The organism is Streptomyces sp. NA04227, assembly GCF_013364195.1.
In the GTDB taxonomy this organism is placed as follows: Bacteria; Actinomycetota; Actinomycetes; order Streptomycetales; family Streptomycetaceae; genus Streptomyces.
Genome location: NZ_CP054918.1, coordinates 3018480 through 3042514, shown reverse-complemented (window position 1 = coordinate 3042514; position 24035 = coordinate 3018480). Strand labels below are relative to the sequence as shown.

Annotated in this window: 13 protein-coding genes; 5 read left to right on the top strand and 8 right to left on the bottom strand. The window is 71.3% G+C overall.

Going from position 1 to position 24035, the window contains the following annotated elements; genetic code table 11:
* Nucleotides 1-251: 251 nt before the first annotated feature.
* Nucleotides 252-2747 carry a PQQ-binding-like beta-propeller repeat protein gene (locus tag HUT18_RS12935; protein WP_176100591.1) on the top strand — a complete coding sequence of 832 codons (2496 nt, stop codon included), beginning with the start codon at nt 252-254 and terminating at the stop codon, nt 2745-2747.
* Between the two features lie 243 nt (nt 2748-2990).
* On the opposite strand, the gene HUT18_RS34310 is transcribed toward HUT18_RS12935, so the two are convergent.
* The 5 genes from HUT18_RS34310 to HUT18_RS12910 all read right to left on the bottom strand — a co-directional run bounded on the left by HUT18_RS34310 (nt 2991) and on the right by HUT18_RS12910 (nt 12304).
* Nucleotides 2991-3989: a hypothetical protein gene (locus HUT18_RS34310; protein ID WP_176100589.1), complete on the bottom strand. Its 999-nt coding sequence runs from the start codon at nt 3987-3989 to the stop codon at nt 2991-2993.
* A 149-nt stretch (nt 3990-4138) separates the two neighbouring features.
* On the bottom strand, nt 4139-5959 hold the full coding sequence (locus HUT18_RS12925) for an HNH endonuclease signature motif containing protein (RefSeq protein ID WP_254878566.1): 1821 nt from the start codon (nt 5957-5959) through the stop codon (nt 4139-4141).
* 521 nt (nt 5960-6480) lie between these two features.
* On the bottom strand, nt 6481-6675 hold the full coding sequence (locus HUT18_RS12920; RefSeq protein WP_176100587.1) for a hypothetical protein: 195 nt from the start codon (nt 6673-6675) through the stop codon (nt 6481-6483).
* A 307-nt stretch (nt 6676-6982) separates the two neighbouring features.
* Entirely contained in the window at nt 6983-9940 is a 2958-nt protein-coding gene (locus tag HUT18_RS12915; RefSeq protein ID WP_176100585.1) for an AfsR/SARP family transcriptional regulator, read from the bottom strand.
* Nucleotides 9941-10774: 834 nt separating this feature from the next.
* Nucleotides 10775-12304: a CehA/McbA family metallohydrolase gene (locus HUT18_RS12910; protein WP_176100583.1), complete on the bottom strand. Its 1530-nt coding sequence runs from the start codon at nt 12302-12304 to the stop codon at nt 10775-10777.
* Between the two features lie 224 nt (nt 12305-12528).
* On the opposite strand from HUT18_RS12910, the gene HUT18_RS12905 reads away from it, so the two are divergent.
* The 3 genes from HUT18_RS12905 to HUT18_RS12895 all read left to right on the top strand — a co-directional run bounded on the left by HUT18_RS12905 (nt 12529) and on the right by HUT18_RS12895 (nt 17672).
* Complete coding sequence (locus HUT18_RS12905; protein WP_176100581.1) at nt 12529-13431, top strand: TIGR03619 family F420-dependent LLM class oxidoreductase; 903 nt, start codon at nt 12529-12531, stop codon at nt 13429-13431.
* Between the two features lie 167 nt (nt 13432-13598).
* Complete coding sequence (locus HUT18_RS12900; protein WP_176100579.1) at nt 13599-16253, top strand: bifunctional FO biosynthesis protein CofGH; 2655 nt, start codon at nt 13599-13601, stop codon at nt 16251-16253.
* A gap of 303 nt (nt 16254-16556) precedes the next feature.
* Nucleotides 16557-17672 carry an ADP-ribosylglycohydrolase family protein gene (locus tag HUT18_RS12895; RefSeq protein ID WP_176100577.1) on the top strand — a complete coding sequence of 372 codons (1116 nt, stop codon included), beginning with the start codon at nt 16557-16559 and terminating at the stop codon, nt 17670-17672.
* Nucleotides 17673-17980: 308 nt separating this feature from the next.
* On the opposite strand, the gene HUT18_RS12890 is transcribed toward HUT18_RS12895, so the two are convergent.
* The 3 genes from HUT18_RS12890 to HUT18_RS12880 form a co-directional block, all read right to left on the bottom strand.
* On the bottom strand, nt 17981-18190 hold the full coding sequence (locus tag HUT18_RS12890; protein ID WP_176100575.1) for a DUF397 domain-containing protein: 210 nt from the start codon (nt 18188-18190) through the stop codon (nt 17981-17983).
* A gap of 531 nt (nt 18191-18721) precedes the next feature.
* Nucleotides 18722-19579: a helix-turn-helix transcriptional regulator gene (locus HUT18_RS12885; RefSeq protein WP_176100573.1), complete on the bottom strand. Its 858-nt coding sequence runs from the start codon at nt 19577-19579 to the stop codon at nt 18722-18724.
* A gap of 379 nt (nt 19580-19958) precedes the next feature.
* Nucleotides 19959-20687, bottom strand: a complete 729-nt coding sequence (locus tag HUT18_RS12880) for a GPP34 family phosphoprotein (protein WP_176100571.1) — start codon at nt 20685-20687, stop codon at nt 19959-19961.
* Nucleotides 20688-21763: 1076 nt separating this feature from the next.
* On the opposite strand from HUT18_RS12880, the gene HUT18_RS34180 reads away from it, so the two are divergent.
* A complete protein-coding gene (locus HUT18_RS34180; RefSeq protein WP_176100569.1) occupies nt 21764-23974 on the top strand; it encodes a D-alanyl-D-alanine carboxypeptidase in 2211 nt (736 codons plus the stop codon).
* Nucleotides 23975-24035: the final 61 nt, after the last annotated feature.

Sequence of the window (24035 nt, the reverse complement as noted above, 5' to 3'; positions counted from 1 at the left end):
AACCCTGTGTCGCACCGTGGAGTCCTTGAAGGCTGAACGGGGGACCGGCAGCCTGGTCATGGGGGTTGCGAGGCCGTATCGGCGCGGGATTCGTGAGGGTTTTGTCCAGAGACACCCCGATCCTGCCCCGGGTTCGCAACCGGGAGCCCGGACAGGAAGAATCGGGGTGCGTTCCGCCGTGCCTTTCGGTGGTGAGACGCTGCACGGGGTTGCAACTCGAGAAGCGACCCGTACGGGGAGGTGGCAGGCAAGTGGTCGATCAGCTGACGCAGCATGATCCGAGACGGATCGGTCCGTTCGAGGTGCTTGGCCGGCTCGGAGCCGGCGGCATGGGACTGGTCTATCTCGCGCGCTCCGCTTCCGGGCGGCGCGTGGCGATCAAGACGGTCAGGACCGAGCTCGCCGAGGACCAGCTCTTCCGCGTCCGCTTCACCCGTGAGGTGGAGGCCGCCCGCGCGGTCTCCGGTTTCTACACCGCCGCCGTCGTCGACGCCGACCCCCGCGCCGCCGTCCCGTGGCTCGCCACCGCGTACGTACCGGCGCCCTCCCTCGAAGAAATAGTGAACGAGTGCGGACCGCTGCCGGTCCAGGCCGTACGGTGGCTCGCCGCCGGAATCGCCGAGGCGCTGCAGTCCATCCACGGGGCCGGCTTGGTCCACCGCGACCTCAAGCCTTCGAACGTCCTGGTCGTGGAGGACGGCCCCCGCGTCATCGACTTCGGTATCGCCTCGGGCGTCTCCAACACCCGGCTGACCATGACGAACGTCGCCGTGGGCACCCCTGCCTACATGTCGCCGGAGCAGGCCAAGGACTCCCGCAGCGTGACCGGGGCCAGCGACGTGTTCTCGCTCGGGTCCACCCTGGTCTTCGCGGCCACGGGGCACGCGCCGTACCACGGTGCCAACCCGGTGGAGACAGTCTTCATGCTGCTGCGCGAGGGTCCGGACCTGAAGGGCCTGCCCGACGAACTGCGCCCGCTGATCGACGCCTGCATGGGAATGGAGGCCGCCGAGCGACCCAGCCCCGCCGACCTGCAGGCCCAGCTCGCCCCGCACCTGTTCGCCTCCGGCTCCGACGACAGCGGCACCGCCTCGGCGTGGTTGCCGGAACAAGCCGTGGCCCTGATCGAGGCGCGCCGAAACGGTCGTCCAGCCTCGAAGGAGAAGCCGCGCCCCGCCGCCCCCAAGAGCAGTGCGGCCACGGCCCCGCCCCCTCCTCGGCACGCCCCGCCCCCGCACCACGCCCCGGCTCCGGGCCCCTCCTCGCCTGTTCCCCCCGCCCACGCTCCGGCACCCGCGCAGGCCGCGGCCACCGGTGAGGGCGGCTGGAACGGCGACGACGGCTGGAACGCGAACGGTCACGCCAACGGCGGCGGCCCCGGCAACGTGAACGGAAACGGAGCCACCCACCAAGCCCCGGACGCGGCGCCGGTGCACCTGGCCGGTGCACGTGTCCCGATCGGACCCGGGCCGAGGGTCGCCGAGGCACGTGCCGCTGCGGTCCAGGCACCCGCCGCCGAGACGGGTCTCGCCGGCTCCTGGTCGCGGTCCCAGGCGGGCCCCGCCCCTCACGCCGAACCAGCAGCCGTGCCGAGCCCGGCGCCCGCGGCGGACTCCGGCGGTGCCTGGCGTCCGTGGCGCTTCCGGATGTCCAACGACGTCTGGGGCACGCCCGCCGTCGCCGGGGACCTTGTGTACGTCACCTCCTTCGAGGTGCACGCACTCGATGTGGGCACCGGCCGCCGCCGCTTCAAGACCCGGGACGTCGCCTGGTCCATGGCGGTGGCAGGCGGACGCATCCACGCCTCCGACGGCCCCACCCTCTACGCTCTCGACGCCCGTGAGGGCACCGACCTGTGGCGGCTGTCCACGGACGCCTGGGTCTACTCGCTCCAGGCCGAACGAGGCACCGTGGTCACCGGCACCCGAGGCGGAGGCGTCCAGGCATGGGAGGCGTCCAGCGGGCAGAAGCTGTGGGAGATCACCGGGGCCCAGACCGACTTCGAGAACGCCGAGGCGGGGCCCGTGCTCCACGACGGCACCGTGTACGTCTGGCAGGACGCCCGACTGCGCGCCCTCGAAGCCCGCACCGGCGACGAGCGCTGGTCGTACCCCATCGGTGACGCGGCCTCCTGCGGCGGCGTACCGGTCCGACTGACGCAGGCATCCGACGGTTACGTCTACGTCGCCGCCGGTACCCGAGCCCTCGCCCTCGACGTGGCCAGCGGTCACGTCCGCTGGCACTTCGAAGCCCCCGCGGTGTTCCTGAGCCCACCCGCCTTCGCTCCGGGCCCGGCGGTCACTGGAGGCGGCGTGTACCTCGCGGACTACCTCGGCACCGTCTACGCCCTGGACGCCACCGACGGCCGCGACCGCTGGCGCATCGCCACCGAGTCCCGCTCCTCGACCGAGCCCGTACTCGTCGCGGGTGGTCATGTGCATGTGGGCAGCGGCAAGGGGCTCTACACCTTGGACGCGGTGACCGGCACCCCGAAGTGGCGGTTCCAGGCCGGTGGCGAGGTGGTCGGCACCCCCGTGGTCGCGGAGGGACGGATCCACTTCGGCTCCACGGACCACCTGCTCTACACGCTGAAGGCCGACGACGGCCGCCTGCGCTGGAAACTCGCCACCGGAGGCGAGATCACCGGCGCTCCCGTGGTGGAGGCAGGCGTGGTCTACGCGTGCAGCAAGGACCGGTGCGTCTACGCCCTCGACGCGGGGAAGGGGACCGGGACCAGGGCGAGTTGAGGAGGCGGTCGGCCAACTGTGGGTCGGCTGGCTGTCGGTTGGGTGGCTTGCGCTCCGCCCCGAGTTGCCGCGACTCATGGCGTCACAGGGTTGCTTGTGCGCTCGCACCACCACGGCCTTGACTGCACAACCGGCGTACTCCGATCGCGACTGCTCTCACCGCGTTGCCGGTACGCGGGAGCAACGCGGTTACTGGAACAACTGGTTGCTGCGAGCACCACGGGCACGCGCAGCAACCGAGCCCTACGACCGCTTGTGCGTCGCGTGGGTGCGCCAAGGACGGTGCCCCTTCGAGGGCCTACTCGGGGCCTCGGCCGAGGAACCCGATGACGAACCCCAGGTGATCCGGGTCAGCCCCTCGCCGCCGTTGTCATCGGCACCGTAGGCGATCTCGCGAGTCGGCGTTGAGCTGTCGACGGTCGTCGGCGAACCAGGCGAACCAGGCGACCCCGGCGAATCCGAGGCGGCAGCGGAACTTCCCGCGACCGTTTCCTGGTCGGCTTCCGCGGGCTGAGCGGCGGCTCGCCCCGCCGTGTAGGGACTCGGCCACGCACGTGTGGGGGCTTCCTCTTCGTTCCCCCGAGCTCCGGCTCCCGGCATGTTGTGCTGGGCTGTCTGCTGCCCGGCGACCCATGCCGATTCCTGTCCGGTGCGGCCTGCTTCGTATCCGGTACGGCTCGACTCGTATCCCGCGCGGTCGTACGCCGCAGACGGTGGCACCGCCGTTGTTGTGGGTGCCGGGGGCGGAGCTGCCGCGGTCTCGTATGCCGCTGTTGGGGCCGACGAGACCGCTCGGTCGGACCGTCGCTTCGACTTCCGTCCGGGCAGGACCGCTGCCGCGAGCAGGAGGAGGAGCGCCCCACCCAGTGCCATGGCCGCTCCGTGATCGAGGCCGGTACCGTCTCCGGCCACCCGCAGGCTGCCGTCTTCCTGTGCCTGACGGGTCATCCACAGGGCGGTGAAGCCGAGCACGATCAACCCGGCGAGCACGAGCAGCAGGCGTGATCTCAGGGCGAGTGCGATGACGGTCACCACGGCGGCGACTGCGAACGGCAGGAACAACGAGCCGAGCAATTCGGCGTTCGTATTCGAGACGCCGGTGCTGCTGAACAGGTCCTCCAGGCGGAAGTCACGCCCGTGACGGCCGTCGTACCAGGCACGGAAGGGGCTCCAGACGGCGGCCGCCGCTCCGACGAGAGCAAGAACCGACCCGAGGAGATAGCGAAAACTCGCGGAACGCATCGCAGGCATCCTCCTTCGGGGCTGCTCTCCCTTCCGACGCTACGCCCGGTGACGAACCTCCGCCACGCAGGTCCGCGGCGAGCGCGGCTCTCTGCACGTGGTGCACGTGGTTTCGTTCAGCATCACGAACCCGGAGCGGGTGGCCGCGTTCACGATGTGGGGCGGTTGCCTCCGTGACTCCGCCCGTACGCGACGGGCTTGTTGGTGTACCGGTGACCGACGGGACTCGTCCAAGTCGCGATGCCGGTCCTGGAGTCCCGGGTGACCTTCCAACCGTGATGTGTCTTCAGCCGGTGGTGACGTCGGCAGAGCGGTTGAAGATTGTCGGGCACCGTTTTGCCACCGTGGTCCGGGGAGCGGTGATGGAAGGGTTCGATGTGGTCGAGGTCGCAACGGTAGGCGGGCACACGGCAGCTGGGGAAAGCACAGCAGCCGTCTCGTGCGATCACGTGCCTCGCGGTTTCCGCCGTCGGGCGGTAGGTGGTCGGGTCGCTCTTGATCAGCAGGCCGGTCTCGGGGTGGGTGATCAGGCGCCGCCACACGGTGCCCGGCGCGAAGGCGATCGCTCGCGCCTGCTCTGCCGTGATGGGGCCGTAGCCCGTCAGATCGGCAGGGCCGTCGTCCGCCCCGATGAGTACGTCCAGGGGAACCGTGACCTGCACGACCGCCATACCGCGTGACCGGCCGGAGCGGCGTCGTACGGGATCCGTGGTGGGGACCGGGCCGTTCAGCACGGCCTCGACCGCGGCATCGGGAGTCCACAGCGCGGGGCTCTTGTCGCCGGTCGCCGTTGTTGCTGCCGATGCTGTGAGCTTCGTTGGGAGTGCCATCGCGGTCGAGTTTGCCGGGGTGGCTGCGGACGACGTGGGGTCAGAACCAGGCGTGCTGCCTTGCGGGTTGAGCAGGGCGCGGATCGGTTGCAGAGCGCGGGCCGCTGTGGTGCCTCGGTGAACGACAAGGTCGTACAAGGCGTCGGCGCGACGTTGGGGCAGGCTGCGGCCATCCTCGGCGAGCTGGGCCGCGTGCTCGTCGACTGCCGCTTCCATACGGGCGGTCTGCTCCGCGGGGAGGACGGCGCCGAACAGTGCCATACCGTCCTCCCGCGGGTAACAGACGGTTTCCCGTTCCTGTTTGCGTCGGCGGTGACGTTCCTCGGCGCCGCGCGGATCGACTTGGTGGATGGCGCGGCGCAGTGCCGCCCTTGTCCGCCCGGCGGGCTGGAACGGCATCTTGGGTGCGACCGATGCCTCGACCTGCTCGGCGACCTGCGGGTCCAGGGTCTCGCAGACGTCGGCTACCGCCTTCGCCTGCAGGTAGGAGATCTCTCCCCGCCCGAGCAGGTTCATGGTGGTCGGGAACTTGGAGTCCAACTGCCGTGCCGTCTGCAGACGGTCGCTGGCCGTGTTGTTGGCCAGCCGGAGTGCGCAGGCCACCTCTTCGGCAGCGAACTGCCAGTCGCCCAGCAGCTCTTCGTCGAAGGTCCGCACCGGAGTGGCGACAGGGCCCGGTTGACCGTCGGGTGCGGCGTCGCCCGGCGAACCGCTGTCTTCGCACGTATCGGTGGGAGTGGCTGTGCTGGCCGGCGGAGTGTGTTCCTCGGTATGGGCGGCGATGGCGGCGAGCATGTCCATCTGCTTGGCCTGGAGCCAGGAGATGTGCCGTTCCAGTGCGGCGAGCGCGTCGATACGGCCGCGGGGAGTGAGGAGTTCGGGGCTCAGTACGTCGAGAAGTCCCGCGGATTGCGGCGACGGTGGCTGCTCGCGGAGCACCTCGGCCCAGTGGTCCAGGGTCTCGAGGCCCAGGAGGCAGGGGAGGAGTTCATCCGCCGACAACGGCTCCAGCTTCGGCTTCGGCGGGCCTTCGGGCCCCTTGCTGGTCTTCTTCGACTTCCGGGACTTCGCCTTCGCTGCTGACGGCTGCTGCTCCGCTGCCAGGGTCAGCGGGTCCGATGCCCGAGGCGCTGCGCCCACCCCGTGGGTCTTCGCCTTCGTCAGCTCGGAACTCGGCCTCGACGCCCGCGACTTCGGTACCCGTTCCCTACGGGCATGCTCACCCGACCCAGCCGAGGACTGCGCCGTTCCCGTCTGCGCCGTTCCCCTCTGCCCTGGCGCAATCGCCTCCCCCGGCGCAATCGCCTCCCCCGGCGCGCGGCCTGCCGCCCTTGTCCCCGTTCCCATGACACCTGCCCCCTGCCGTGTTCCCTGTTCCCCGCTCCGTACGGGTCGCACTGGACCCATAATCCATTACTGAGCGTGATAACGGCAGGTCGTGGGCAGGTTTCACGCAATGGAGTGGTTCAGGGCTTATTGGGGAACTCAGCGGCATCGCCAGGCTGTGGCGGGCCGACCGCGCCGTATGGCGCCGCGCCGCGCCCTCGCGGGGCCGCCTCCAATGCACCCAGCCCGACCCCGAATACACCACGGCCGCGACAGCTCCCCTCCAAGCTGTCGCGGCCGGGTCTTCGGAGGAGTGGTTCATTCGGCGAAGTGGTTCAGCGGACCGGCTCCGAGGTGACGTGGATGTTGTCCGCGCTGAAGTCGGTCTCGCCGCCCTGGTCGTCCTTCGCACCGTCCTTGCGGCGGCGCACCTTCGCCTCGGGGCTGACGCCGTCCTCGTCGGTGTTGTCCGTGACATGTATGTTGAGCGGCTTGATGGTCTGCTCTTCGGTGTTCTTCTGTGCGGACATGGCTCACTCCTGTGACTGGCAATTCTTGGGGTCGACTACGGCCCCGTCCGGACACTCCCCCGAGGACGTCCGGACAGGGCCGCCATGGGTCGCTCACCCTAAATGACAGGTGGGACAACCTCATCAGCGGTCCGTCTGCCCCCCGTTGCGACGGATCGACAGGAACAAGACTGCCGTCCAGTGATAAACGAACGATTAACGTTCTGCCCGCATTGCGCAGCAGAGGCCCCGGGCTCTGTAACGGGCGCCTCGGCCCTGTCGGGGCGTCAAGCCCGCTCTGTGCAGGGATTGCTGATGCCGCGGAACCTCAGGCGACGGCAACAGGTGCGAGCAGGGCCCGTACTTCTTCGGCCTCGTCCGAACCCAACTCCTCGTAGATGGCGAGGGCTTCGCGCCAGCAGACCTGGCTGCGTCCGGTCTGCCCGATCAGGTTGAGGGCGCGGCCGAGGACGGTGAGCACATTGCCGCGCCGCCACTCGCCGCCGATGCCGCGCAACACGGTCAGCGCCGCCTCGGCGTGAGCCGCCGCGGGGGCGGGGCGCTGGACGGCGAGGTCGAGTTCGGCGAGGCGGAGCATGGTCATGCCTTCCCAGAGGCGCTGACGGCTGCTGCGGAACACCTCGAGCGCCTCCGTGAACCGCTCCGCCGCCTCGGCGTGCCGACCGCTGGCGCTGAGGGCCATGCCCAGTGCGTAGCGGCCGTTGGCTCCCTTGAGGGCGTGGCCCATGGCCTCGTACATGTCCGTGCCCTGCTGGGCCAGTCGTACGGCGCTCTCCGCGCGCCCGGTGCCGAGGTGGGCCCGGGAGACGTTGCACAGGGCGCTTGCCGCGCCGGGGCCGTCGCCGTAGGCGTCGAAGCCCTCGTAGGCGCGCTGGAAGTACTCCTCGGCGACGTCGAAACGGTTCTGGTAGAAGGCGATGGCGCCGACCATGTTGGAGGCCCAGCACTCGGTGAGCTGGTCCCCGGCGGCCTGGGACAGGCGTACGGCCCGCAGGCCCTCCTCGTCGGCCTGGTCGAAACGGCCGGTCAGCAGGTGGGCGTTGCCGAGCACGATGGAGGCGCGGCCCTCGGCCCGGGTGTCCTCGCAGGCGCACGCGGCGTCGAACAGGCCCGTGGCGGCCGCCTCGTACTCGCGGGCGTTGGCCCCGGACTCGGCGAGGTCGACGGCGGCCCACAAAAGGTCGATGGCGCGTCTGAGGGTCATCACCTGCGAGGCGCCCTGGCGTACGCAGGCCAGCAGCGGGACGGCCTCCGCGTACAGCCAGTCCTGGGCTGCGCGCCGTTCGGTGAAGGTGAGTCCGGCCTGCTCGGTGGGTTCGAGGCCGTCGGCGAGGCGGTCGCCGGGGCGGTCGATCTCGTAGACCCTGCGGGCGGTGGCCAGGTAGAAGTCGAGCAGGCGCGAGGTGGCCGCGTCGCGTTCGCTCGGCGGGTGTTCGTCGCGTTCGGCGCAGGCACGCGCGTAGAGGCGTACGAGGTCGTGGAAGCGGTAGCGGCCGGGGGCCGCGGATTCGAGCAGTGAGGTGTCGACGAGGGCTTCGAGGAGGTCTTCGGCGTCGTCGATCGGCAGGTCGAGCAGAGCTGCCGCCGCGGCCAGCGAGATGTCGGGGCCGTCGGCGAGGCCGAGCAGGCGGAAGGCGCGGGCCTGGGCGGGTTCGAGCTGGCCGTAGCCGAGTTCGAAGGTGGCTTTGACGGCGAGGTCGCCTGCCTGGAGTTCGTCGAGGCGGCGGCGTTCGTCGGCGAGTTTCGCGGCGAGGACCGAGACGGTCCAGGTGCGGCGCGCGGCGAGCCGGGAGGCGGCGATACGGATGGCGAGCGGGAGGAAACCGCAGGCGGAGACGACGTCCAGGGCGGCCTCGCGTTCCGAGGAGACGCGCTCGGTGCCCACGATCCGCGTGAACAGCTCCAGGGCCTCCTCGGGTGACATCACGTCGAGGTCGACCAGGTGTGCGCCCGCCAGGTCGACCATCCGTACCCGCCCGGTGACCAGCGCGGCGCAGCCCTCCGCGCCCGGCAGCAACGGGCGTACCTGGGCGGCGTCCTTGGCGTTGTCGAGGAGGACGAGGACCCGGCGGCTGTCGAGTGTGGAGCGGTAGAGGGCGGCCCGCTCGTCCAGCGATTCGGGGATCGCGGACTCGGCGGTGCCGAGGGCTCGCAGGAAGGAGCCGAGTACCGCCTCCGGGTCGGCCGGTACGGCGCTGGTGCCCTGAAGGTCCACGTACAACTGGCCGTCGGGGAAGGAGCCCCGCGCCGCGTGGGCGACGTGCACGGCGAGCGTGGTCTTGCCGACGCCGCCGATGCCCGCGACCGCGGAGACGGCCATCACACGCCCGTCGGCCGTGGTGAGCACCTCGCCCAGTTCGTGGACCAGGGAGTCGCGGCCCGTGAAGTCGGGGACGCGGGCCGGGAGTTGGGCGGGGCGTACCGCTGTCGGGGCGTGTTCGGGTACCGGAGCCGACATCTGGGCCAGCGACGGGTCGGCCTGCAGGATGCGCTGCTGGAGTTCCTTGAGTTCCTGGCTCGGGTCGACTCCGAGCTCCTCGGCGAGCATCCGCCGGGTGTCCGCGTACACGGCGAGGGCCTCCGCCTGCCGGGCGCTGCGGTACAGGGCCAGCATCAGCAGCTCGCGCAGGCGCTCGCGCAGCGGATGCGCGGCCGTCAGGGCGGTCAGCTCGGCGACGGTCTCGGCGTGGGCTCCGTGTTCGAGGTCCATGTCGAGCCGGGATTCGAGGAGTTGGAGCCGCCACTCCTCCAGCCGGGTGCGCTGGGTCTCGGCGAAGGGGCCCGGGACGTTGGCCAGCGGCTCGCCGTCCCACATGCCGAGAGCCTTGCCCACCAGCGCCCGCGCGTGTCCGAGGTCTCCGGCGGCACGCGCCTTGTCGGCTTCGGTACGCAGACTTTCGGCGACCGACAGGTCCAACTGGTCGAGGGCGAACCGGATCGCGTAGCCGCCCGCCTCGCTGACCAGGACGTCCGAGCTGAGCACCTTGCGCAGCCGGGAAGCGTACGTACGTACCGCCGCGAGGGCCTGGGACGGGGGATCGTCGCCCCAGAGGGCGTCGATGAGTTCTGAGGCGGTGGCGGTGCGGCCCTCGCGCAGCAGGAGGGCGGCGAGCAGGGCGCGTTGCTGGGGGGAGCCGGTGGGCAGGGGCTCGTCGCCGCGCCAGGCGCGTACGGGGCCGAGCACGTTGAAGCGCGGAGCCGGTCCTGTGGTCTCGGCCCCCGGGACCGCGTGCCGCTGCTGAGGTACCCGCTCTGCGCGGTCCATTGCTTCCCTCCTGCCGGGCCCGTGAGTTCGCTCCCGTCAGTTTGCCTTGTCCTGTGGGCGTCCGTCAGCCACGGGTGTGAGCTCTCACAAGGTCCCCCTAGGTGGCCGGAAGCACGCGGGGCGCAGGCGGGGCGCGCGAGGGGGTGACGGGGCGTCGGGGGAGGAGTGCGGTTGGTGGGGTTAGGCGCGGTGAAGTGGCCGTGAGTCCGGGGTTGTTGGGGCGTGGTCGGCGGCCTGGGTGTCGGGCGGCGTGAGCGGGAGTGTCCTGTCGTGGACTCGCCAAGATTGGGGTTGCTGAAGCAGCAGGACACGGGCTGGTGGCCCGGGGTGGGTGAGGTGACGTGACTCGACGTCAGGAAGTGTCCGTGAAGTCATTTTTCGCGCGGGCAAGTTCGCTCGGCGGGGAGCGGGTGCCAAGAGCGGGTGAGGAGAAGGGGTGGAGGCGGGCCCAACTGTCCCGGAGAGAGGGGCGCCGCCTCGCAGCGCCTGGCTGCGGGGCGCACATGCGGCGGCGACGAACTGTGACAGTGCGGGAAAAGGGGCTGAAAATCGATAGCGAGGCGGGGCGTTGGGGCTCGGAGGGGCGGAGCCACCCGGCTCTGCGCGGCCACGGGACCGGGCGGGGCCGCGAGTTCGGCGGATCCGCGGCGTGCGGCTGACGGCCGCCGTCTGCCCGTATAGGAACGACCCCGCCCCGCATCGGAACGACCCCGCCTCGGCCCCGGAACCACCCCGCCCGCAGCCTCTCGCCCCTCCCGCGACCCGCCCCTAACTCACCACCTCACCAACGCACCGCCTCGCCAGCGCACCAACTCACCGCCTCACCCGCTCGGTTCACTCCCCCAAGAACACCGGATTCGTGAACCCCACGAACGCCCCCGGCAGCCCCGGAGTCGCCGACGGGCGGCGGACCTCGGCGCGTACGTAGGCGGCGTACTGCGGCGTGGTGCGCCACTCGACCGTGCCGGTGCCGGACGGCGGGAGGGCGGGGCCGGTGAAGAGGGTGCCCTGGTCGGTGACGATGCTCGGGACGGCGCCGGGGGCGCCCTTCGCCTCGAGGCGCACGGTGACCGGGCTGTCCAGCGGCACACGGAGTCGCTCGCCGATGCCCGCGTGCCGGCCGCGGCCGCCGGAGACGGTGAACGACAGTTCCACGTCCGAGGACTCGGCGATGTAGCTGCGGCCCGCGCGGATACCGGCGAGGATCGCCTCGCGGGTGAGGTCGTCGGCGAGGACGACCGTCTGCGGCATGCCGACGACGTTGGGGTCGCGGTGGGCGTCGCTGTTGCCCATGGCGGGAATCCAGCCGCTGCGTGAACGGGCGGCGGCCACCAGCATGTTGTCCCACTCGGCGAGGGAGACCTCGTCGTCGGGGGTGTGGGCGCCGTTCCACACCTCGACGGCGTCCACGTCGTTGAAGCCGAACTTCCAGTTGCAGCCGACACAGGTGGCGTGCGGGTGCGCCGGGACGACCAGGCCGCCCGCCTCCCGGATCTGCTTGGCGTACTTGCCGAAGCGGTTGTCGCGGGCCCGGTAGCGCCAGTCGACGAAGGTGCCGGGGTCGACGCCGAGGGCGAGGACGTGACCGTTGCGGGTGGTGATCTCCTCGCCGGTCAGGACCAGCAGGTCGTCCCCGGCCGCGGCGGCCCAGTCACGGTGCGCCGAGTGGGTGTTGTGCTCCGAGGAGTTGATGAAGTCCAGCCCCGCCGCACGGGCGAGGTCGGCGATCTCCTGCGTGGTGCGACGGCCGTCGGAGTGCCAGGAGTGCAGATGGCAATCGCCCCGGTACCAGGCGCGCCCGCGGCCCTTGGCGTGCTCGGGCGGGTACACCGCCCTGGGCGTCGGGTCCTGCGTCCCGTAGGTCAGCGTGAGGGTGACCTCGTACGGGAGTCCCTCGGGGGCGACGGTGTACGGGCCGAGGGCGATGTGCCAGGTGCCGGGGCGCAGGGGGCCGCGGATGTAGCCGGGCGTCGCGTCGTCGGCGCGTACGAAGAACTCGGTGCGGGCGCCGCCGGACCAGCCGCGGAAGCCCTCGCCGCCGAGGGCGGTGCCGCGCTCGTCGAAGAGGCCGATGTCCAGGGCGTTGCCCTGGGTACCGGCCGGGACGGTGGGCTTCTGGTACGTGTAGGCGACGTGCAGTTCACGTACCCCGCGCGGGATTTCCACGGGCAGGTACACGAAGTCGGGCGCGCCGGTCGGCAGGGTGCCCTTGACCGTACGGGTCTGCTTGGTCCCCGCGGCGGGGGTGCCGTCCTCGGCGGCGTCGGCGAAGCTCACGGTGCCCAAGGTAAGCGCGGCGGCGGCCGAGGACGCGAACAACGCGCGCCTCGAGAAGTGCCGGTCGGTGACGTGCTCCTCGCACATGCTGACTCCCGTGGATGTGGTCCCGTCAGGGTGGGGCCCTGCGGCTGGGTCCGGGCGGTCGCGCGGTCCCAGTGGTTCCCGTCAGAGTGGTATCGCGCCATGAACTTCCCCGTAAGGGAAGGGAATCGGCAGCTTTCCGTCGGGAAGCCTTCCCACCGCCGGAGGTGCCGGCACACCGCCGGACGGCTGCCTGCCGGGCGGCGTCGGTGGGTATGAACAGTTGCATGCGCATAGCCGTGACCATGCTCATGACCGACCGGACCATCGGCCCCGCGCCGCTCGCCACCGCGCTCGAGGAACGTGGTTACGCGGGCCTGTATCTGCCCGAGCACACCCACATCCCGCTGGAGCGCCGTTCGCCGTACCCGGGCGGTGAACTGCCCGCCGGGGCGGGGCGGATGCTGAACCCTTTCGTCGCGCTGGCCCAGGCCGCCGCCGCGACCAGGAGCGATCCGGGCGCCGGGCGTCGGCTCGAAATCGGCACGGCGGTCGCCCTCGTCGCACAGCACGACCCGGTCGACCTCGCCAAGCAGATCGCCACCTTGGACCACCTCAGCGGCGGAAACCGTCTCACGCTCGGCATCGGCTTCGGCTGGAACCGGGAGGAGGCGGCCGGGCACGGTGTGCAGTGGCGCACCCGCCGAGCGCTGGTACGGGACCGGATGGCGCTGATGCGGGCGCTGTGGGCGCGTGAACCGACCGGCTACGAGGGCCGGTTCGGCTCCGTCGAGGCCAGCGAGGCGCACCCCAAGCCGGTCACCGCGCCACGGCCGGGCGGCCACGGGAGCACCCTGACCGGACCGCGCACCCTCATCGGCGGCTCGGCGGGACCCGGCCTCTTCTCGCACATCTGCGAGTACGCGGACGGCTGGCTGCCGCCGTTCGGCGGCAGCGGACTGCCGGAGGCGCTGCCCGCCCTGCGTGCCGCCTGGGCCGAGGCGGGGCGCGAGCCCGCGGCGCTGCACGTGGTGCCGACCTCCGTACGTCCCACGCCGGGCAACCTGGCCCGGTTCGCCGACCTCGGCATCGGCGAGGTCATCGTGCGCCTGCCCTCCGCCCCCGAGCGCGAGGTGCTCGACTCGCTGGACGAGTGCGCCCGTTACCTGTCGGAGCCACCGGGGGCGTAACGGTGCACGGGGAGGCGGATACCCGAACGTGGGCGCCGGGCGCCGGGCCTGTGTGACGGACAGCGGCGGGCAGCGGCGACCAACGGCGGCGAACGGCGACCAACGGCGGCCAACGACGTTACGGCGCGATCACGAGCCGTTCGTGACTCGCTCGTATGCTCGAAGCCATGACTGACGACCAGCCCGCCGCGCGTTCCGGGGCCGCGGCCCCCGCTGTGACCGGCACGACGGAGGCGGCCGCCGGTGCGCCCCCCACCGCCAACGCCATGCGCAGGGCCCTCAAACGCGCGCGGGAGGGCGTCGCCCTGGACGTGACGGAGGCCGCGGTGCTGCTCCGGGCGCGGGGCGAGGACCTGCGGGACCTGTCCGCCTCGGCGGCCCGGGTGCGTGACGCGGGCTTGGACGCGGCCGGGCGGTCCGGCGTCCTCACGTACTCGAAGAAGGTGTTCATCCCGCTGACGCGGCTGTGCCGGGACAAGTGCCACTACTGCACCTTCGTGACCGTGCCGGGCAAGCTGCGGCGTGCGGGTCACGGCATGTACCTGTCGCCGGACGAGGTCCTCGACATCGCCCGGCAGGGGGCCGAACTGGGCTGCAAGGAGGCGCTGTTCACGCTCGGGGACCGGCCCGAGGACCGTTGGCCCGAGGCACGCGAGTGGCTGGACGCGCACGGTTACGACGACACCCTCGCCTACGTACGGGCGATGGCGATCCGGGTTCTGGAGGAGACGGGACTGCTGCCGCACCTCAACCCCGGAGTGCTCACCTGGACCGACTTCCAGCGGCTCAAGCCGGTGGCGCCCTCGATGGGGATGATGCTGGAGACCACGGCGCGACGGCTGTGGTCCGAGCCCGGCGGCCCGCACCACGGCTCGCCCGACAAGGAACCCGCCGTACGGCTGCGCGTACTGGAGGACGCGGGGCGCAGCAATGTGCCGTTCACGACCGGTGTGCTCATCGGAATCGGGGAGAGTTACGAGGAACGGGCCGAGGCGCTGTTCGAGCTGCGCCGCATCCAGCGCGCCTATCACGGCGTGCAGGAGGTGATCGTGCAGAACTTCCGTGCCAAGCCGGACACGGCGATGCGCGCGATGCCGGACGCCGAACTGGAGGAACTCGCGGCCTGCATCGCGGTCACCCGGCACGTCCTCGGGCCCTCGGCGCGTGTGCAGGCGCCGCCGAACCTGGTGGACGCGCAGTACGCACTGCTGATCGGCGCGGGTATCGACGACTGGGGCGGAGTCTCCCCGCTGACCCCGGACCATGTGAACCCCGAACGCCCCTGGCCGCACATCGACGAACTCGCCGCCCGCACCGCCGAGTCGGGCTTCGAACTCCGCGAACGCCTCACCATCTACCCGGAGTTCCTCACCCGCGGCGAGCCCTGGCTCGACCCGCGACTGCTGCCGCACGTACGCGCCCTCGCCGACCCGGACACCGGTCTCGCCCTGGCACAGGCACGGCCCGAGGGTAGGCCCTGGCAGGAGCCGGAGGAGGCCTTCACCGCCTTCGGCCGTACCGGACTGCACCGCGACATCGACACCGAGGGCCGTTCGGCCGACCGGCGCGAGGACTTCGACGAGGTGTACGGGGACTGGGGCGCACTGCGCGAACAGGCGGCGCCCGGCATGGTGCCCGAGCGGGTCGACGGGGACGTACGCGCCGCGCTCGCGGTGGCCGCCGACGACCCCGAGCGCCTCACCGACGCCCAGGCCCTGACGCTCCTGCACGCCGACGGCCCCGCCCTGGACGCCCTGTGCCGGATCGCCGACGACCTGCGCCGCGACGTGGTCGGCGACACCGTCACGTACATCGTCACCAGGAACATCAACTTCACCAACATCTGCTACACGGGCTGCCGTTTCTGCGCCTTCGCGCAGCGGCGCACCGACGCCGACGCCTACACCCTCTCCCTGGACCAGATCGCCGACCGGGCCCAGCAGGCGTGGGACGTGGGCGCGGTGGAGGTGTGCATGCAGGGCGGCATCCACCCGGACCTGCCCGGCACGGCGTACTTCGACATCGCACGGGCGGTCCGCGAGCGCGTGCCGGACATGCATGTGCACGCCTTCTCCCCGATGGAGGTGGTCAACGGCGCGACCCGTACCGGCATGTCGATACGGGACTGGCTGACCGCCGCCCGCGAGGCGGGCCTCGGCTCGCTGCCCGGCACGGCCGCGGAGATCCTCGACGACGAGGTGCGCTGGGTCCTGACCAAGGGCAAACTGCCCGCCGCCACCTGGGAGGAGGTCATCACCACCGCGCACGAACTCGGCATCCGCACCTCCTCGACGATGATGTACGGACATGTGGACCAGCCGCGGCACTGGCTCGGGCACCTGCGCACACTGGCCCGCATCCAGCGGACGGCGCTGGAGAAGAACGTCGCCGGGTTCACCGAGTTCGTCACGCTGCCCTTCATCCACACCAACGCCCCGGTCTACCTCGCGGGCATCGCACGCCCCGGCCCGAGCGACCGTGACAACCGCGCGGTCACCGCGATGGCCCGGCTGCTGCTGCACCCGCACATCCCCCATATCCAGACCAGCTGGGTCAAACTCGGCACCGAAGGCGCCGCCGAGATGCTCCGCTCGGGCGCCGACGACCTCGGCGGCACCCTCATGGAGGAGACCATCTCCCGCATGGCGGGCTCCGGTTACGGCTCCCACCGCTCGGTCCGCGACCTGGTCGCCATCGCGGACGCGGCAGGCCGTCCGGCCCGGCCGCGCACCACGCTCTACGAAGAGGTGCCCGCCGAACGCCGCGCGGTGGCCGAGGCCCGGGACGGACAGCTGCCGGAGTTGTTGCCGGTGCTGGAGTAGGCCCGAGTCCGAGGTGGGCCCGAGTCCGAGTTGGGTCCGTGTCCGAGTTGGGTCCGTGTCCGAGGTGGGCCCGTGTCCGAGGTGGGGCCCGAATTCGAGCCGGAGTCGGTCGAAAGTCGGCAAAAGCGGTGGGATGCATCGCCGAAGGCTGCTCAAAAGGGCGCGGAACGCTCACTTTCCGTATAACGCTCCGGCTCGGAAGGGCGGATTCGAGGTCCATTACAGTGCTGCCCGAGCGGCCTGTGGGGGGCCGCGGCACCGCGCCTTGATCGCTACGAGGCAGAAGGGCAGAAGGGTGGACCGGTGAACGCAAGCGCCACCGCCGTCTGGGGCCGCGCCGAGCAGCAGGACTTCCGTAGCCGGGTGCGCGGGGCACTGCTCGGCGCCGCCCTCGGTGACGCGCTCGGCGCACCGCTGGAGGGCCTGAGCCTGGAGCGGATCCGCGAGGAGCACGGCGCCGAGGGGCTCACCGCGCCCGCGTCCGCACACGGCAGACGAGGAGCCGTGACGGCGGCCACCCAGCTCTCCCTGTTCACGGTCGACGGACTGATCCGGGCCCAGGTCCGCCGGGACACCGGCGCCTGGCACCCGCCCACCGACCTGCACCGCGCCTACCGCCGCTGGGCGGCCACCCAGAGCGACTGGGGCCCCGACGAACGCCGGGTCGACGACGGCTGGCTGGCCCGCGAGGAGTGGCTCTACGCGCGACGCTCGCCCACCCGCGCCTGCCTGGTCGGGCTCGGCGACGAGACGATGGGCACCCTGGAGTCGCCGAAGAACCCCGAGGACACCTCAGCCGGTGCCGCGGTCCGCTCCGCACCCTTCGGGCTGCTCGTCGGCTGGGAGCCGCAACTCGTGCTCCAACTGGCCGTCGAATGCGCCGTACAGACCCATGGCCACCCGACCGCGTACCTGTCGGCGGGCGCGTACGCGGTGATCGTGCACGCCCTGGCGCGCGGCGAGAGCCTGGACGCCGCCGTGCAGCGGGCGCTGTCGCTGCTCACCGCTCGGCCCGGCCATCAGCCGGTCACCGATGCCCTGCAGCACGCGCTCGGCGCGGTGCGCCAGGGCATGCCGACCGCGGCCCGGGTCGCCGAACTCGTGGCGGACGGGGCGGCCGACGGTCTGCTGTCCGCCGCCGTGTACTGCTCCCTGGTGAGCGAGGACATCCGGCACGGACTGTGCCTGGCGGTGAACCAGGGCGGCGACTCCTCGGCGGCGGGTGCCCTGACCGGCGCCCTCCTGGGCGCGCTGCACGGGGAGACCGCGCTGCCGCCGGCCTGGGTAGCCGAGCTGGAGGGACGTGCCACCGTCCTCGAACTCGCCGACGACTACGCGATGGAGATGACCCAGGGGCCCGCCCTGCACGGCCCGGCCGTGTCCTCGCCGGGCTGGCTGGCGCGGTATCCGCGGGGGTGAGGCGGGGCGTACGCGGGTGCACGGGGCGGGAGTTGTGGCGTATGGCTGTCGGCGCCAGGCCTTGTGACGTGCGGTGGACAGCGCCGAGCCGTTGTGACGTGCGGCGGGCAGCGCCGAGCCCCCTCGGCCGGGACGGCGGACCAGTCGAGAGGGCTCTTGCCGTGGGGCTGCTGCCGTAGGGCCGTTCGTTGTACGGCTGTTCACCGTGCGGCGGCTTGTCCTGCGGCAGCTTCTCGTAGGGGCGGGGGACGTGCGGACGAGTCCGCCGGACCGCAGCCGCCGCGAGCGCGGCTACGGGCTTGCCGTGATCAGCCGTGGACGAAGACGCCGCGGCTCACCTCGGTCATGAATGCGCGCCAGGAATCGGGGGTGAAGGCGAGTGAAGGGCCTGCCGGGACCTTCGAGTCCCGTACGGCGATCGCGTCGAAGAGGGGGGATTTCACTTCGACGCAAGCGCCGTTTCCCGTGGAATACGAGGACTTGATCCAGGTATTCGTGGCGCCCTGCTGAATTGCCATGTCTGCTCCGGTTCGGCCAGTCGATTTGTGCCGTCACCGCGTGGGGGCGGTCACGTGCCAACTCACTTGCGTGAAGGCGTGATCGACGCTACTCGTCCGCTTCCGCGGCCGTCGGAGCCGTTCACTCGACCGGATGGCATATACCAGAGGGGACTTCCGCCCCACCCCGACAGCGGTGTACCGTGCGGCGCTTTTCGCCGCGACCGCCCCACTCGTCGCACAGCGCGAGCCGTCGGCCATGGGATACGGGCTGTTGGGGTGGGGCGGGGCGGGGCGGGGTGAGGCGGGAGCTGCGGGGCGGTTGCTGTGGGGCTCGGGCGGCAGGGCGGCGGGGCCTGGTCGGCAGAGGGGCTGGGTGGGCTGGCGCGACGGCTGGCGCGCTACGAGGGCGCCTCGCCGGTCGCGCTTTGCCACTGCCCCTGTCTCCTTGCCCCCTTGCTTCACGCCCTGTCTTCACGGCCGTTTCCCACGACCGCTTCTCCACGACCGCTTCTTCACGGCCTTTGGCTTCCGTATTGCCCGGCTCCGTGCCTAACGCGCGTATTCCTTGGCGATATCGGCGATGAACTGTCGTGACTGGTCCACGTTCAGGGCCTGCGCGCGCAAGTGTTCGTACATGACGCTGTACTTGTGGACGTCATTCGCCTTTTCGAGATACAGGTCGCTGGTCACGCCCTCGATGTAGACGACGCTGGAATCGGCGGCGTCGGGGAATTCCAGAATGGCGTACTGGCCGTTGAGTCCCGGATGCGCCCCCATGTCGAAGGGGATCACCTGCACGGTGACGTGCGGCAGTTGGGACTGCTCGACGAGATGCTCCAGTTGTTCGCGCATCAGGGAGCGGCCGCCGACCACGCGGCGGAGTGTGGCCTCGTCGAGTACGGTCCACAGTCGCAGCGGGCTGTCCGGCGAACTGATCCGGTCCTGGCGGCGCAGTCGTACCTGGACGCGCTTGTCGATGTCGGAGTGCGCCGTCTCGGGCAGCGCCCCGGCGATCAGGGCTTCCGCGTACGGGCGGGTCTGCAGGAGGCCGGGGACGACCTGCGGGTCGTAGACGCGCAGCGAGGCGGCGTCGGTCTCGAGTCCGATGTAGACGCTGTACGGGATGTCGCCGAAGGAGTGCCACCAGCCTTGCTGGCGCGAGTCCTTGGCCATTTGCATCAGCGACTCGACGATGCGGGTGTCCTCCACCTCGTAGACCCCGCACAGGTCGCGCACATCGCGCTGGCTGATGCTGCGGCGGCCGTTCTCGAGGCGGCTGATCTTCGACTGCGAGACCAGCAGGCGCTCGGCGACCTCCTCTGCGGTCAGACCCTTCAACTCGCGGAGCCTGCGCAGCTCCTGACCCAGCCGTCGGCGTCTTACGGTGGGATTGACATTGGATGCCACGGACGTGCACCTCCGGCTGCGGCTCACGGAACTTTGCGTATCTGCTGTTGAGCAGATTGCCACCAACCGGGCGTACAGCGCTGGAAAACGGGCCTGTTGACCCTCTACCGCGTGACATGGACAGCACTCTCCGGCGTCGCACCCGCGGGTGCGACGCCGGAGAACGCCATGGCGTACTCCTCGGTTCGGCCCGTGACCGACTGACCGACTGACCGAGCGACCGGACGACTGAACCGGCTGACCGGCCAACCGACCGGCCCACCGCGCGCCTTCGCCGCAGGCATCACCGACTGACCGGCTGACCGACTGACCGACTGACCGGCCGACCGGCCCGGCGGCGGCCGGGCTGTGGTCGGACGGTCCGCGTCGGCGGATCGGTTCAGCTCGCGGCTCGCGCCATCGGTCCGTGTCGGCCGCCCACCGGGACGCGGCCTGCGTCGGCCGTCGGACGGGCGCCTGCCGCCGGTGCGCGGCGCGGCTGTGCCGCCACACCGTTCTGGACGTCCATCACCGCGTGCGCGACGAGACCGCCCATCGGGTCGTGCCTGATCAGATCCCGCAGCCGGGAGCGCGAGGAGCGCCCCTCGTTCCCCGGGTAGAGGTGCTTGCCGAGGCCGACCGCGTGGGCCAGCGCGGCGAGCGCCGCGGTCCGTGGGTCCGGCGGTACACCGGTACGGATCGCTGAATCCAGCCGGGCCCTGATCTCCCGGCTGATTGCCGTGTCCGTCGCCTGGTAGCGAGTCGTCGGCAGTACCCCGCACATCTGGCCTGCCACGGCATGAACCATGCCGCACCTCTCCAGATGCGAGAGATACGTCTGGCGCAGCCCCAGTCGGGGCCCGCCGATCCAGTGGACGGCACGTACCGGAGCGCCGCGCCTTCGCAGCAGTTCCAGTGCACAGTCCAGCGTCGGATCTCCTGTCGGCCGTGGTACCACCACGGCGATACGATCCCCGTCAGGGGCTATTCGTCCGGCCAGTGCCAGCTCCACTAGCTGTGCTCCGGCCAGACCGAGGTCGAGCGACTGCGGCTGCGCTGTGGTACCCGTGGCCGGGTCCAGAGCGAGCAACAGAAGCTCCTCCGGAATCGTTCTGCGGCTCCTGCCCATCCATGCCTCCCCGCGTGGATGAATGACAGGGTGACCCCTCTCACATTGGTCTGTCGAGAGTGCCTGCCCGGTTGATCCTGGAACCGGAAGGTATGTCGTTCTCGTCTAGCGGAGGAGTCAACCCCCCACACGGGACACTGGTAGACGGTTTGGACACCCACAGCGCGGCCGCTGGGGCGCGGCGCACGAAGGAGGAATCGGTGGCGGGCGAGTCCCCCGACAGAGCGAAGACGCAGAACTCCGAGCCGCGGGACGGTTCGGAGCGGCGTGATGGTGCGGCGGGCGGCGACGGCTCCCAGCCGCCCGCCCAGCACGATCCCCGGCTCGCCATGGCCCGTAAGGCACCTTCGACGCGGAGCGCGTCCGCCGCGGGGAGGAGCACGGACGGCTCGGAGTCCTCGGGTGCCTCGGAGTCCTCTGAGGGCTCGGGTTCGGAGAGTTCTCCGGCTGCTGCTGAGGGTTCCTCGAAGGGTGAGACGCGGGACGGTGGGGGCTCGGTTGCCTCCGCCGATGCGCGGAGTGCCGGAGAGGGCGCGGACGGTGCCGCTGCGGCGGATGACGCGGCAGCGGGCGGCGAGGGCCGCGACGCGCGTCTGCGGGAGGCCGTGGCCGCTTGGGTGTCCGGTGGGGCCGCCGGTGAGTCCGGGACGGGTGAACCGGCCGCCGGGGCGGCTGGGGCCGCGGGCGCTGGTGGGTCTTCCGGTGCGGGCGGCGGCTCGGATACCGGAACGGGCGCGGGTGCGGGTACGGGTGCCGGCTCGGGTACGCGTACGGGGGCGGGTTCCGGTGTTGATGCCGGTGCCGGCGCCGAGGAGGCGTCCGGTGCCGAGGCGCGTTCCGGTGGGGCGGGGGTCGATCAGGCGACCGCGGTGTTCCAACTGCCCCGACGGCCCGTGGACCAGCCGACGACGACTCTGAAGCTCGCGGAACTCGCGGGCGTGGCCATACCTGGGGCCGAGTCGGACGGCGGGGAAGCACCCTCCGAGGAGGAGAGGGCTTCCGGCGCGGAGAAGGCTTCCCGCGCGAAAACGACGACGCCCGCCGCCGTTTCGATTGCGAACGGTGGGCTGGGCGCTGTGAACGGTGAGCCAGGCGCCTCGGAGGAGCGGGACTCGGCCTCGGACGCGTCGGACGCGAGTGCGTCGGAGGAGGCGGGTTCCGTCCCGCAGGCGCGGCGTACGGCGGACTCGGAGCAGGTTCCGTCGACCGCGGCGGCTTCGGACGAGTCCGAAGCCAAGGGCGCCATCGAGGCTGAGGCTGACACCGAGACCGAGAGCGCGACCGAAACCGAGGCTGACGGCAAGGCAGGGACCGAGGCCGAGGACGGCGCCGGGGCCAAGTCTGAGGCCCAGGCCCAGGCCAAGTCCGGGGCCAAGTCGGATGTTGAGGATGACGGCGAGGCGGCGGCAGGTGCCGCGAGCAAGGCCTCGGCGGAGTCCTCCGCAGCCTCCAGCGCATCAGCTCCGTCGACCTCCGCCGAGCCGGGCCGGGAGCAGGAGCAGGACCGGAAGCTGGACCAAAAGCAGGACCAGGAGCCGAGCCAGAACAAGTCCGACCGGAAGCAGGGCCAGGGCAACCAGAGCCAGGGCAACCAGGGTCAGGACAGCCAGGGCCAGGGCAACCAGGGTCAGGACAGCCAGGGCCAGGGCAACCAGGGCCAGGACAGCCAGGCCCAGGACAACTCCGAGGACAAGCCGGGCCCCTCCAGCGCCGCGTCCTCCTCCCACACCACCTCGCCCGCTCCCAGCACCTCTCCCGCCCTCACCGACCCGGAGCGCACCAGCAAGTTCGTCGCGCTCAAGGACGTCGAGGAGCGTCGTCCCGCCGCGCGTCCCACCGCGCGTCCCGCCGGGCCGAACGCGCCCGCAGCCGGTGCCCTGCCGCCCACCGCAAGCCCGCAGGCCCCCGGCTCGGGAACCACTCCCGCCGCTCACGGCACCACCACTCCCGGCCCCGACCCGGACGGTCTCGGCCGTACCCGCCAGCAGCCGTTGCCGCCTCTGCCGCCGCTGGATCTGCTGGCCGAGCTGACGAACACGCCGCCGCCCCCGCAGACTCCGCTGCGTACCGTGCTGCGCCGGGTCAAGATCTGGTCGCCGTTGGTGCTGCTGCTGGTGATCGTGTTTGCGGTCGCGCAGGCAGTGCGACCGCTTCCCGAGCCGACGTTGTCGCTGACCGCCGACGAGCGGTTCGTCTTCGACGGCGAGAAGCCGTCCATGCCGTGGCCCAGTGAGGGGCAGGCGGCGATGGAGGTCGAGGGTGTCGGGAGCTTCGGTATGTCCGGGGAGCAGAAGCCGGCGCCGATCGCGAGTGTCGCCAAGGTGATGACCGCGTACATCATCCTGCGGGACCACCCGATCAAGCAGGGTGACGGGCCCATGATCACCATGGACAAGCAGGCGGAGGAAGACGCCGCGAAGTCCGCGGAGGGCGAGTCGACCGTGGAGGTCCGCGAGGGGCAGAAGATAAGCGAGAAGGAGGCCATTCAGGCCGTCATGCTCGCTTCCGCGAACAACGTCGCCCGCCGCCTGGCCCGTTGGGACGCCGACACGGAGAAGGCCTTCGTCGAGAAGATGAACGCCACCGCCAAGCAGCTCGGCATGACCAACACCCACTACACCGACCCCTCCGGCCTGACCGCCAGCACCGTGAGCACCGCCGCGGACCAGGTGAAGCTCGGCAAGAAGGCCATGGAGAACCCGCTGTTCCGCGAGGTCGTCAGCCAGTCCTCGTACGTGGACGTGAACGGCACGGAACAGAAGAACTGGAACCGTCTGGTCCCGGTCGACGGCGTCATGGGCATCAAGACCGGTACGACCACCAAGGCGGGCGGCAACCTGCTCTTCGCCGCGACCAAGGAGGTCGGCGGCACCCGGCAGACCATTATCGGAGCGGTGCTCTCGCAACCGGCCGCCGCTCGCGACGACTCGATCCTGACCGGCGCCCTGGACGCGGGCAACGCACTGATGCAGGCGGCCCGCGGCGTACTGGAGGCGAAGACCGTGGTCCGCAAGGGTGACGTGGTCGGCACCGTGGACGACGGGCTCGGCGGTACGACTCCGGTCGTCGCGACCAAGGACGTCACCGCCGTCGGCTGGCCCGGCCTCACCGTCGAACTCAAGCTCGCCGACAACGGCAAGTCCCTGCCGCACCAGGCCGAGGCGGGCACCGAGGTCGGCGTACTGCGGGTCGGGGACGGAACGGCGAGCGCCGTCGAAGTCCCCGTAGCCCTGAAGGAGAACCTCTCCGAACCGGGCTTCGCCGACAAGCTGACCAGGGTGGGATAGAGGCCATCAGGCCGGGCTGGAGACTCCCAGCCCGGCCTGGAGACCACCAGGGCGGGATGGA

Coding starts and splice junctions, on each gene's coding strand:
- HUT18_RS12880 (WP_176100571.1), bottom strand. CDS start 20,687: ATGGGCAGGAGCCGCAGAACGATTCCGGAGGAGCTTCTGTTGCTCGCT.
- HUT18_RS12920 (WP_176100587.1), bottom strand. CDS start 6,675: ATGTCCGCACAGAAGAACACCGAAGAGCAGACCATCAAGCCGCTCAAC.
- HUT18_RS34310 (WP_176100589.1), bottom strand. CDS start 3,989: ATGCGTTCCGCGAGTTTTCGCTATCTCCTCGGGTCGGTTCTTGCTCTC.
- HUT18_RS12905 (WP_176100581.1), top strand. CDS start 12,529: ATGCGCATAGCCGTGACCATGCTCATGACCGACCGGACCATCGGCCCC.
- HUT18_RS12915 (WP_176100585.1), bottom strand. CDS start 9,940: ATGGACCGCGCAGAGCGGGTACCTCAGCAGCGGCACGCGGTCCCGGGG.
- HUT18_RS12910 (WP_176100583.1), bottom strand. CDS start 12,304: ATGTGCGAGGAGCACGTCACCGACCGGCACTTCTCGAGGCGCGCGTTG.
- HUT18_RS12900 (WP_176100579.1), top strand. CDS start 13,599: ATGACTGACGACCAGCCCGCCGCGCGTTCCGGGGCCGCGGCCCCCGCT.
- HUT18_RS12890 (WP_176100575.1), bottom strand. CDS start 18,190: ATGGCAATTCAGCAGGGCGCCACGAATACCTGGATCAAGTCCTCGTAT.